At 66.1% G+C, this 10,540-nt stretch carries 13 protein-coding genes; 10 read left to right on the top strand and 3 right to left on the bottom strand.

Annotated features, from left to right (window positions below):
* Together C489_RS04660 and C489_RS22100 are read left to right on the top strand one after the other, a co-directional pair.
* Positions 1 to 310, top strand: a 310-nt coding sequence (locus C489_RS04660; protein WP_006430006.1) for an AIR synthase-related protein, incomplete at its 5' end; no start/stop codon positions are given.
* A gap of 336 nt (positions 311 to 646) precedes the next feature.
* Positions 647 to 820 carry a hypothetical protein gene (locus C489_RS22100; protein WP_006430005.1) on the top strand — a complete coding sequence of 58 codons (174 nt, stop codon included), beginning with the start codon at positions 647 to 649 and terminating at the stop codon, positions 818 to 820.
* A 144-nt stretch (positions 821 to 964) separates the two neighbouring features.
* On the opposite strand, the gene C489_RS04655 is transcribed toward C489_RS22100, so the two are convergent.
* Both C489_RS04655 and C489_RS04650 read right to left on the bottom strand, forming a co-directional pair.
* The gene (locus tag C489_RS04655) at positions 965 to 1,477 is read right to left on the bottom strand and encodes a macro domain-containing protein (protein WP_006430004.1); all 513 of its coding nucleotides are present in this window, start codon (positions 1,475 to 1,477) and stop codon (positions 965 to 967) included.
* A 77-nt stretch (positions 1,478 to 1,554) separates the two neighbouring features.
* A complete protein-coding gene (locus C489_RS04650; RefSeq protein WP_049890609.1) occupies positions 1,555 to 1,878 on the bottom strand; it encodes a hypothetical protein in 324 nt (107 codons plus the stop codon).
* A gap of 239 nt (positions 1,879 to 2,117) precedes the next feature.
* Here C489_RS04650 and C489_RS22095 point away from each other — a divergent pair, with 239 nt between their 5' ends.
* A complete protein-coding gene (locus tag C489_RS22095) occupies positions 2,118 to 2,285 on the top strand; it encodes a hypothetical protein (RefSeq protein WP_006430002.1) in 168 nt (55 codons plus the stop codon).
* A gap of 128 nt (positions 2,286 to 2,413) precedes the next feature.
* Here C489_RS22095 and dpsA read toward each other — a convergent pair whose 3' ends face one another.
* Positions 2,414 to 2,959, bottom strand: coding sequence for a DNA starvation/stationary phase protection protein DpsA (gene dpsA, locus C489_RS04645; RefSeq protein WP_006430001.1), 546 nt, complete (start codon positions 2,957 to 2,959; stop codon positions 2,414 to 2,416).
* A gap of 205 nt (positions 2,960 to 3,164) precedes the next feature.
* Between dpsA and C489_RS04640 the strand changes: the two genes are divergently transcribed.
* The 7 genes from C489_RS04640 to C489_RS04610 all read left to right on the top strand — a co-directional run bounded on the left by C489_RS04640 (position 3,165) and on the right by C489_RS04610 (position 10,534).
* Positions 3,165 to 4,634: an aldehyde dehydrogenase family protein gene (locus C489_RS04640; RefSeq protein WP_006430000.1), complete on the top strand. Its 1,470-nt coding sequence runs from the start codon at positions 3,165 to 3,167 to the stop codon at positions 4,632 to 4,634.
* Between the two features lie 155 nt (positions 4,635 to 4,789).
* Entirely contained in the window at positions 4,790 to 5,749 is a 960-nt protein-coding gene (locus tag C489_RS04635) for a carbohydrate kinase family protein (RefSeq protein ID WP_006429999.1), read from the top strand.
* A gap of 90 nt (positions 5,750 to 5,839) precedes the next feature.
* A complete protein-coding gene (locus C489_RS04630) occupies positions 5,840 to 7,003 on the top strand; it encodes a YhjD/YihY/BrkB family envelope integrity protein (protein ID WP_006429998.1) in 1,164 nt (387 codons plus the stop codon).
* A 68-nt stretch (positions 7,004 to 7,071) separates the two neighbouring features.
* Positions 7,072 to 7,494 (top strand): hypothetical protein, encoded by a 423-nt coding sequence (locus C489_RS04625; protein WP_049890607.1) that lies wholly within the window; start codon positions 7,072 to 7,074, stop codon positions 7,492 to 7,494.
* A gap of 186 nt (positions 7,495 to 7,680) precedes the next feature.
* On the top strand, positions 7,681 to 8,775 hold the full coding sequence (locus tag C489_RS04620; protein ID WP_006429996.1) for a metal ABC transporter substrate-binding protein: 1,095 nt from the start codon (positions 7,681 to 7,683) through the stop codon (positions 8,773 to 8,775).
* On the top strand, positions 8,772 to 9,509 hold the full coding sequence (locus C489_RS04615) for a metal ABC transporter ATP-binding protein (protein WP_006429995.1): 738 nt from the start codon (positions 8,772 to 8,774) through the stop codon (positions 9,507 to 9,509). The genes C489_RS04620 and C489_RS04615 overlap by 4 nt, the downstream gene beginning before the upstream one ends.
* Positions 9,509 to 10,534 (top strand): metal ABC transporter permease, encoded by a 1,026-nt coding sequence (locus tag C489_RS04610; protein WP_006429994.1) that lies wholly within the window; start codon positions 9,509 to 9,511, stop codon positions 10,532 to 10,534. Before C489_RS04615 ends, C489_RS04610 begins: the two co-directional genes overlap by 1 nt.
* The last annotated feature ends 6 nt before the right edge of the window (positions 10,535 to 10,540 follow it).

Raw genomic sequence — 10,540 nt, 5'->3', positions numbered from 1 at the left:
GATGCGCGACCACGAGGTCCGCGCGGCGGCCCACGTCACCGGCGGGGGCTGGACGAACCTGCTGCGGATGGGCGACCGCGAGTACGTGATCGAAGACCCGCTCCCGGCCCAGCCGATCTTCGAGTTCGTCCAGCAGGAGGGGAGCGTGACCGACGAAGAGATGCACCGCACCTTCAACATGGGGACTGGATTCGTCGTCGCGCTGCCCGAGGAGCAGGCCGAGCGTCTCGTGGCCGAAACCGACGGGCAGGTCATCGGCCACGTCGCGGACGGCGACACCGTCGACATTCGCGGGCTCTCGCTGGCCTGAGAGCGGGGGTCTCTATCGAGGGCCTCTCGAATTCGATCTCGAGCGGGAAAGCGAGAGCGCTCGATTCACAGCTGACGAACTCTTTTTCAGCCAGCTAGCAGTAGATATAGGGCACAACAGGTCAACCAGTATACTGGAAGCCGCGCTCCGGAAACAGGGGGCTGTCTCGAAATGCCCCGGGTGCAGGAACACCCGAGACGTGGCTTCCATCCGAGCGGATTGAAGCCATGTTTGCGTTGATTCTTCCGGGATATAAACATCCCGCACGGCGGCAGAATCGCCCGACACGACTAGCGACAGCGTTGCAGCGCCGATTACTCTCGCGGGGGAGACGGTATGCGTAGCGAGTCCGACGAGTGTGACGACGACGGCGACGACTCGTCACCGCTGCCCGACTGCCCGCGCTGTGGCGAGCCGGTCGGGTTCGTCACCGCGACCGGCCCCGTGACGGCCTCGGCCAGTCCCTGCGGCTGTTCCGTGCCGTTCGGGCTGGGACAGCGCGACGACTGAGTCGGGCTCGGGCTCGAGCCCCGCCGATCGGCCGGTCGCTCGGCGATGGGGACGAAACCACCACACCACCCCGCCGACATCGGTCGTCGAGCGGCCGGCTCGGAACCGGGGCCTCGAGTCACCGATCCGACTCGCTTGCTTCGATTAGTTCGAGTGCTCGGGTTCCCCGGTCGCTGCCCGAATCGTGTCGTACTCCGCGTCGCTGTAGGCGATGAGCCGCACGTCTTCGAGCGTGTCCGGCTCGTAGAACGCGATCTCCTCGCCGATAATCTCCACACCCGTCGCGAGGTCGAACCCGGCGACGCCACAGCCAAGCGCCGGGATCACGAGCGACCGACAGCCCAGGTCGTCGGCCCGCTCGAGGCTGTTACGCGTGGCGTTTCGGATGCTCTCGGCAGTCGCCTGCCTATCGCCGTAATGGGGCATCGCTGCGGCGTGGATGACGTACTCGGCGTCGAGATCGTAGGCGTCAGTGACCGCGACTGCGCCGAGGTCGATCGGTCCCTTTTCCATCGCATCCTGGTTGATTGCCTCGCCCGCGCCGCGGCGGAGCGCGCCGGCGACGCCGGACCCCATCCGGAGGCTCGTGCCGGCCGCGTTGACGAGCGCGTCGGCGGACTGTGCGGCGATGTCGCCCTGAACGACGTCGTACTCCATACGCGAGACTGACGGATCGAGAGCAATGAAACTGATCGTCGATTGGGGTCTCTCGAATCCGGTGCGATTCAGGCGGCTCAGTCCGTCCGAATCCAGTCGTCTCGTACCGGTCGAGGCGCGATGTCGGCGTTTGCGATCCCGTAGAACTTCTCGCGGCCGACCGGCGTCCGAAGCCGGAGGACGCAGGTGTAGTCGGTTACCTCGAACGCGGTTACCGTTCGAGTGGACCGTTGATGAGCGAACCGAAAGAGCTGCGTTGCCTCCGCACCGGTGGTGACGCGATCGCCGAGCGGCCAGCTCAGCGACTCGACGTGTTCCAGCTCGATGTCGAACAGGGAAGCGATCAGATCCCGACCGTGTCGCCCCATTGTCCCCTGTGACCGGTTCTCGTGTGAGCTCATACACCGATCCTTTCGCTCCGTCCCGAAAAAAGATGCCATTTCGCGTGGCCATCTCTCGCACGGATACCTCGGATCGCTCGAGCGAGAACGAGGAGAGAGACGGTGCCGCAACGTCTCTGAACCCAATTCGTAGCCAATGAACCGATCACAGCAGCGACAGCGGTTGCGAGGGTTGACTCGGTCCACGGTCTTAGGCCAACCAAAACCTTTTTAGATTTAGGCTCACCTAACTCAACCTGATGGACGTACCCGCCCGCAGGCAGGACCCGGAACCCACCGAGGAACTCGAGGAGTCGGCGGCGGTCGTGACCAGTCACGAGACCCGCCCCGGAAAGATCGTCTTTACCGAACGAGACAACAACGACGGCTGGATCGCGACGGACCTGACCGTCGATCTCGAGCCCTGAACGCGCCGTTACTCGAGTCGATTACTCCCGACCCAGTCCCGACTGCGAACGTCTCGCTGTTCTTCTCAGCCGCAAAAAACTGATTCGACGGTCCGACGCTCGCCGACGCGGTTCCGTGCGTCTCGATCTCAGTGCGTCGCTTCTTCGAGGACCAGCGTGTCGTCCTCGAGGTAGTGTTCGAAGTGGTGGCCGTCTTCCTCGAGTGTGACGAGGATCTCGCGCAGGATCTCGGCGGTCGCGGGGTCGCCGAGATTCTCGGCGAGTTCGATGCTGCCGCGCATCGACTCGATAATGTCGCCGTACATCTCGAGGTCGTGTTCGAACATCGTGCGGACGTCGTAGACGTCTTCGCCCTCGAACTCGACGGTGGCACGCTCCTCTTGGTTCGACGGGCCGGAGACGGGGACGCCGCCGAGCGCCTGTGCGCGCTCGGCGATGACGTCTGCCCCTTCCTCGACGTGTTCGTACGCTTCCTCGAGGAACTCGTGGAGCGGCAGGAACTCGGCCCCTTCGACCACCCAGTGGTGTTTCTTCAGCTGGTGGTAGAGGACATAGGAGTTGGCGAGCTCCGTGTTCAGTGCGTCGACGATCTGCTCGGCCTTGTCTTGCTCGAGGCGAAGCGCGTTCTCCTCGACACTGTCAGCCGACTGGCGGACTGTCTTTTGGGTGCTCATCCTATTTCATCATACACGCGCGCACCACTTAAAGATTATCCTTGGGAAAACATTTCTTTGGTATACCTAAAGAATCGTTTTCTGGTCGGGCACTACATTTGGGTGTCAGGGCCCGTGAATGTGTTGCCGAACGACACCGTCAATATACTCTTTGTTTTTTCGCTGCTGAGTAAACATTTTCAGTGAGGGGGTCCAAAGGGCAGATATGGCAACGAGAATCGCACAGCGGCGAGAGCGGATCTACGTCGACGGCGAGTGGATCGAGACCGACGACGAACTGTCGGTTTCGGATCTCGCCGAGGGAGAGACCTTCGCGCGGGTGGCCGCCGCGGGCCCGACGGAGGCTCGAGCTGCACTGGCCGCTGCCCACGAGATCAAACCGGAACTGCGCGAGACGACGGTCGTCGAACGCGCCGAGTGGTGTGAGACGATCGCCGACGGACTGCGCGAGCGCGAGGAGGAACTCGCCGAGGTCATCGTCCGCGAGGCGGGCAAACCGATTTCGTCGGCCCGCGGCGAGGTCGGACAGGCGGCCGAGCGTTTCGACCGCGCGGCCGAGGAAGCGCGCAACATCGTCAGCAAGGGCGAGTACCGCGAGGGCTCGACGGCGGGCCACGAGGGCTGGCAGGCGATCGTCAAACACGAGCCGATCGGCGCGGTGCTGTGTATCACGCCGTACAACTACCCGCTCGCCACGACGGCCCTGCAGGTCGCACCCGCGCTCGCGGCCGGCAACAGCGTCCTGCTCAAGCCCGCGAGCAAGACGCCCATTTCGGCGGCGATCCTCGCCGACGTCATCGCCGATGTCGACGGGATTCCCGACGGCGCGTTCAACTTCGTCCCCGGCGAGGCGAGCGAGATCGGCGACCTCATGTCCGGCGACGACCGCATCAACGCGATCGCGATGACCGGCTCCTCGGGCGCGGGCAAACATGTCGCCCGCGAGAGCGGCATGGTCAACCTGCACATGGAGCTGGGCGGGAACGCCCCCGCGATCGTCTTCGACGACGCCGACCTCACCGACGTCGCGAGCAACTGCGCGAAGGGATCGTTCAAGTACGCCGGCCAGCGCTGCTCGGCCATCTCGCGGGTCCTCGCTCACGAGTCCGTCCACGACGACCTCGTCGAGCTGATCGACGGCCAGATGGACGCGTGGCAGGCCGGCGACCTCTTCGACGAGGACACCGCCTTCGGCCCGCTCATCAGCGAGGAGCAGGCCGACTGGGTTGCCGAACTCGTCGAGGACGCCGTCGAGAAAGGCGCGGAGATCGTCCGCGGGGGCGAGCGACGCGCGCCCGAGGGCGTGCCGGACGACCTCGCCGACCAGTTCTTCGAGCCGACGCTGCTCGCGAACGTCCCCCACGACGCCCGCATCGTCGACGAGGAGCAGTTCGGCCCCATCGCCGCCATCACCACTTTCGAGGACGAGGACGAAGCCCTCGAGATCGCCAACAGTTCGGATCTCGCGCTCGACGCCGCGGTCTTTACCAGCGACTACAAGCGCGCGATGCGGATGGCAGAACGCGTCGACGCCGGCGCAGTCCGGATCAATGGCGCGCCGAGCCACGGGCTGGGCGACGTTCCGTTCGGCGGCAACAAGGACTCGGGTATCGGCCGCGAGGGCCTCGACGCCTCGATCCACGCGATGATGCGCGAGAAGAGCATCATTCTGTAGGCCGGCCGATCGCTCCCGATCAGCTCTCCGTCGTTCTTTCTCTACTGGCGAACCGCGGCGAGACCCGTCCTTGCCGAGAGTAATCCGCGGCACGAAACCCGTATTATCGTTTGCCAGTCGACAAAACTACCCTCGTCGCCGGCTCACGACCGAGCATGGCCCGCGAGGTGCTCGTCGCCGGCGAAACGCTCATCGATTGCATTCCTGAGCGGCCGGGGCCGCTCGAGGACGTCGCTGGATTCGAGCGCCGCCCCGGCGGTGCGCCGGCCAACGTCGCCGTCGCGCTCGCCCGACTCGAGAACCCGCCGCTGTTCTGGACCCGCGTCGGCGACGATCCGTTCGGTCGATACCTCGAGCGGACCCTCGCCGACCACGACCTGCCGACCCGGTTCGTCGAACGCGACGCGGACGCGAAAACGACGCTCGCGTTCGTCACGCACGATGAGACCGGCGACCGGGAGTTCACCTTCTACCGGGACGGGACCGCGGACACGCGCCTCGAGCCCGGCCGAATCGGCGACGAGACGCTGGCCGACTGCGAGTGGGTCCACGCCGGCGGGGTGGCGCTGGCCAGCGGGTCGTCCCGGCCCGCGACGATGGGCCTGCTCGAGCGCGCCGCCGACGCGGGGTGTACGGTCTCGTTCGATCCGAACCTGCGGCCGGAGCTGTGGACGGATACCAACGCGTTCGCGGACGTGGTAACCGAGGCGCTCGATCACGCCGGCGTCTGTTTCGCGACGGTCGAGGAACTCGCGGCGCTCGGCTTTGCGGGCGAGTCGCCGACGGCGACCGCACGCGCGGCAGTCGAGCGCGGGCCGGTTCATACCGCCTTCGTGACGCGGGGCGGCGACGGTGCGGTCGCGGTCGCGGATGCGGACGCGCCGTGGCCCGCAGCCGCGGTCGACCACGCCGGCTTCGCGGTCGACGCGGTCGATACGACGGGGGCCGGCGACGCGTTCGTGGCCGGCGCGATCACCGCCCTGCGAGAAGGGCACGATCTTCGGGAAACGCTCGCCTTCGCGAACGCGGTCGCGGCGACGACGACCACCGCCCCGGGTGCGATGACGGCCCTGCCGACTCGAGCGGATGTCTCCTCGCTGCTCGAGCAGGAGTAGACCACCCGACGCGGGCTACGACGGCGACGCCACCGAAGACCGTGTGGTTGCAAGCCGGACCGCTATCCCGGCTTCTGACGGACCTAGGGTATGGGTATCAACGTCCGCGGCGCGGTCCCGTTCGCGAAGTCGGTCGTCACAGGGATCAGCGAGAAGAACGCGACGTTCATGGCGGCGAGTATCGCGTATCAGGCCTTTATCTCGCTGATACCGCTGCTCGTCCTCGTCTTCTTTCTCATCTCGTTCGTCGGCGACGAGGCGCTGGCCCAGCAGGTCTCGTCGACGACCGAAGGGTTCCTCCCCGAGAGCGGCCAGGTGATGCTCGAGCAGGGGATCGAGGGCGACACCGGCAGCGTCGGCACCTCGATCATCGGGATCGTCGCGCTCCTGTGGGGGTCGCTGAAGATCTTCCGGGGGCTCGATACCGCCTTCTCGGAGATCTACGCCACGACCGACGAGAACTCGCTAGTCGACCAGCTCCAGGACGGGGCCGTCGTCTTCGGTGCGATCGGGATCGCGCTGGTCGCCGCGGCGCTGACGACCATCGTCTTCGCCGTCTTCCCGACGATTCCCTTCCTCGGGCTGTTGAACCCGGTGTTGCTCGTCGTCGGGCTGACGCTCGCCTTCCTGCCGATGTACTACCGCTTTCCCGACGCCGACCTCACCGTCCGACAGGTGCTGCCGGGCGTCGTCGTCGCCGCCGTCGGCTGGGCGCTCCTTCAGTCGCTGTTTCAGGTCTACGTCGCCCTCTCGAGCAGTTCCGACTCCGCGGGGCCGATCGGCGCGATCCTCCTCTTGCTGACGTGGCTCTACTTCGGCGGCCTAATCTTGCTCGTCGGCGCGATCGTCAACGCGACCCACTCGGGACACATCGAGATCGAATCCGACGAGGCGGAGGGTGGACTCGAGGGGGTCCCGGAGGACGCGGACCGCGGCCCGTTCGTCGACTCGGCCCGTCGCGACCGCGAGCGACTCGAGGCCCGACTCGAGCGACTCCGGCGCGAGCGCGATCAGCTACAGAACGACCGCGAAGCCCAGCGCACGCGTCGCTACCGGCTCGAGGACCGCGTCGACGATCTCGAGGCGCGCCTCGAGACGCTCGAGGCGGAAAACCGGGCGCTCGAGGACGAAAACGAGCAGCTTCGACGCGACCTCGCGAGCCAGCAGGGATCGTCGTGGCAGCGGCGATTGCGCGGCGCGCTGGCTCGGGTTCGGACGGTAAACGTCGGCGTCGTCGAGAACCGCGACGAGTAGCGCCACCGCACCGCGATAACGGCCTCCGAGTCGGGACACCTTAGTGAGTTCCCGTCCCACCGAGTACCGTGTCCCATCCAGTCCGGGCCGCCCGGCGTCGAATCCAGTCGGAACACGTGTCGGTCGTCGACGCGATCGACGCCTGTGCCGACGCGATCGCCGACCCGTGGGATACCTCGCGAACCACCGACGGCGACGCGGTCGCCGACGGACTCCATCGCGCCCTCGAGGAGGGGGGAATCCTCCAAGTGCTTCCCGGCGTGCTCGCCGATGTCGTCGCTGCGACGGGCTACGACTTGCAGGCCGATCCCGTCCCGGGGCCGCCGTACGTCGTGGTGACCAGCCGCGGCCCCGTCCTCCGGGCGACGATCGATCCCGGACGGCTCGTGATCCGGTTCGACGCCTTCGAAATCGTTCGCGACGCCGACCCCGGTCGCAAGCCCGCCTACCGGCGACTCGACGGGATTCAGGTTTCGGTCTCGCTCGAGTAGAACACGGGTCGCCGTGTGTGACACGCGCAGTCGGATTCCGACCGCGACGCTCCCGTCGACGGTGATAATAACTCGAATCGCTATATCGCCAGTTTTTGTTAACAGACCTGGCTTCTCGACTCGAGAGTTAACAATAATACCCTCTTCGATAATAACTCTTATACTCCGGTAGGCCAAGTCTCGAGTATGGATCTGACACGACGGTCACTGCTGAAGACGGGTGCCGGCGCGGCCGCGGCCGGCACCGTCGCCGGCTGTCTCGACGATATCGATCCGGCCGATCAGGAACTCGACGCCGGTTACGCCGCCTTCTTCACCCTGTGGGACTGGGCCGAAACGGTGAGCGGGGACGCGATTGCGTTCGAGGACCCCGTCGGGGCCGGACAGGCCGGCCACGGCTGGTCGCCAAGCGGCGACCTCACCCGGGAGATCGCCGACGCCGGTGCCTTCGTCTATCTCGATACCCCCGAGTTCTCGTGGGCACAAGATATCGCGGCGACGCTCGAGGCCGACTACGACACCGTGACCGTCATCAACGGGCTCGAGGGGCTAGACGATCAGTTGCTCGGCTGGGGTCACGAGGTCGATGCGGGGGGCCACGACGGGGACGACGGCCACGGTCACGATGGCGAAGACGGGAACGAGAGCGGCCACGACGGGGACGACGGCCACGGTCACGATGGCGAAGACGGGAACGAGAGCGGCCACGACGGGCACACCCACGATCAGTCGTCGGTCGACCCCCACGTCTGGCTCGATCCCGTCATCGCACAGGATATCGTCGACACCATCGCCTCGGGGCTCGCCGACGCCGACCCGGACAACGCCGAGACCTACGAGGAAAACGCCGACGCGTACACGTCGGACCTCGACTCTCTCGACCAGCAGTTTCAGGACGTGATCGACGGGGCAGACCGGCAGGTCGCCGTCTTCGCCGGTCACGATTCGTTCACCTATCTGCAGGAGCGATACGGGTTCGAACTGCACACGCCGGCCGGGGTCTCACCCCAAGAGCAGATCACCAGCGAGCAGATCGCCGAGACGATCGACCTCGTCGACGCGGAAGGGATCGACACGATCCTCTACAATCCCTTCATCGCGCCCGACGGCTCCTACCAGCTGGTCGAAAACATCCTCGAGGGGAGCAACGCCACCGACACCATGCCGATCACCCACCTCTCGGGGACCCTCGCGACGTGGCGAGACGACGGCTGGGGCTACCGGGAGCAAATGGAAGAAATAAACCTCCCGGCGCTCAGAGAGGTATTAGACGCACAGTGACCATCGTCGATCTCGAGAACGTAACGTTCGCCTACGGCGAGCAGCCGGCGGTCCGAGACGTCTCGCTGACGGTCGAGCAGGGGGATTTTCTGGGGTTAGTCGGACCCAACGGCTCGGGCAAGACGACCCTCTTGCATCTCATGCTCGGCCTTCACCGCCCCGACAGCGGCTCGATCGACCTCTTCGGCGAGCCCGTCGACCAGTTCGACGACGGCGAACGGATCGGCTACGTCTCACAGCAGGCGACCAGCGGCGGCGGGTCGATGCCCGTCACGGTCCGCGAGGCCGTCACCATGGGTCGGTTCGCCCACGCGGGCCACGGACGCCTGACCGACGACGATCACGCGACCGTCGACGACGCCCTCGAGACGGTCGGCATCACCGAACTGGCCGACCGGCAAGTCAACCAGCTCTCGGGCGGCCAGCGCCAGCGAGCGTACATCGCACGCGCGCTAGCCTCCGAGGCCGATCTGCTGGCGCTCGACGAGCCCACCGTCGGCGTCGACGCCGAATCCCGTGACGCGTTCTACCAGTTGCTCGAGTCGCTCAACGAGCGGGAGATCACGATCATCCTGATCGAGCACGACATCGGCGTCGTCACGGACCGGGCGAACCGGATCGCCTGTATCAACACGGAACTCTACCACCACGGGGACACCGAATCGTTCGTCGAAAGCGACGCGCTGACCGAGGCCTACGGCGCGACGGGCCAGGTCGTCCATCACCACCACTGATGAGCCGGACCGGATCTCTCCCACTTCGTCGACGGCTCGAGCAGGTCGGGGTCGGGCTGACCGCCGTCCTCTCGGTCGCGATGATCGCCCTACTTACGATCGATGCCCTGCGGGCGTATCCCGTCGTCGGCGGCATCTACGATCAGGCTCGGATCGCGGGTCGGATCGCGGACTACTACCTCGGGACGAGCGTCTTCTCCCATCCGTTCATGTGGCGATCGATCGCGACGGGGATCCTGATCGGCGTCGTCGCGCCGCTGGTCGGCACCTACCTCGTCCACCGCGAGATGGCCCTGATCGGCGAGACGCTGGCGCACACGGCCTTTGCCGGGGTCGCGGTCGGCCTCCTCGTGAGTTCGGTGACCGGCTGGAACGGCTCGCTGATGCTCGTCGCCCTGGTCGTCGGCATCCTCGGTGCGCTGGGCGTCCAGTGGCTCGCCGAGCGGACCGACACCTACGGCGACGTGCCGATCGCGATCATGCTGACCGGCAGTTTCGCCGTCGGGACGCTCGTCATCAGCTACGGTGACGGGATGACGGGAATCAACATCGAGGACTACATCTTCGGCAGCATCTCCGTGGTCACCCCGTCGGGTGCCCGGCTGATGGCCGTCATCAGCGTCGTCGTCGTCCTCGTCACCGTCGCGACCTACAAACAACTTCTGTTCATCACCTTCGACGAGCAGGCCGCCCGCGTCGCGCGGCTCAACGTCACGTGGTACAACACCCTGCTGATCGTGATGACGGCGGTCGTCGTCGTCGGCGCGATGCAGATCCTCGGCGTCATTCTCGTCGCCGCGATGCTCGTCGTTCCCGTCGCGGCCGCCACGCAGGTCGCCCACAGCTTCCGCGAGACGCTGTACCTCTCGATTCTCTTCGGACAGGTCTCGGTCATCGGGGGCTTCGTTTTCTCGATCTCGCAGGGGCTGCCGACCGGCGGCTCGATCGTCGTCGTCGCGATCGCCTGCTACCTGCTCGCGGTGCTGGCCTCGAGTCGGTCGACGGCCGCGATTTCGACGCACTAAGCGCCG

The sequence above is a fragment of the Natrinema versiforme JCM 10478 genome (assembly GCF_000337195.1).
GTDB classification, from domain to species: Archaea; Halobacteriota; Halobacteria; order Halobacteriales; family Natrialbaceae; genus Natrinema; species Natrinema versiforme.
This window is presented reverse-complemented; position numbering and strand designations above follow the sequence as displayed.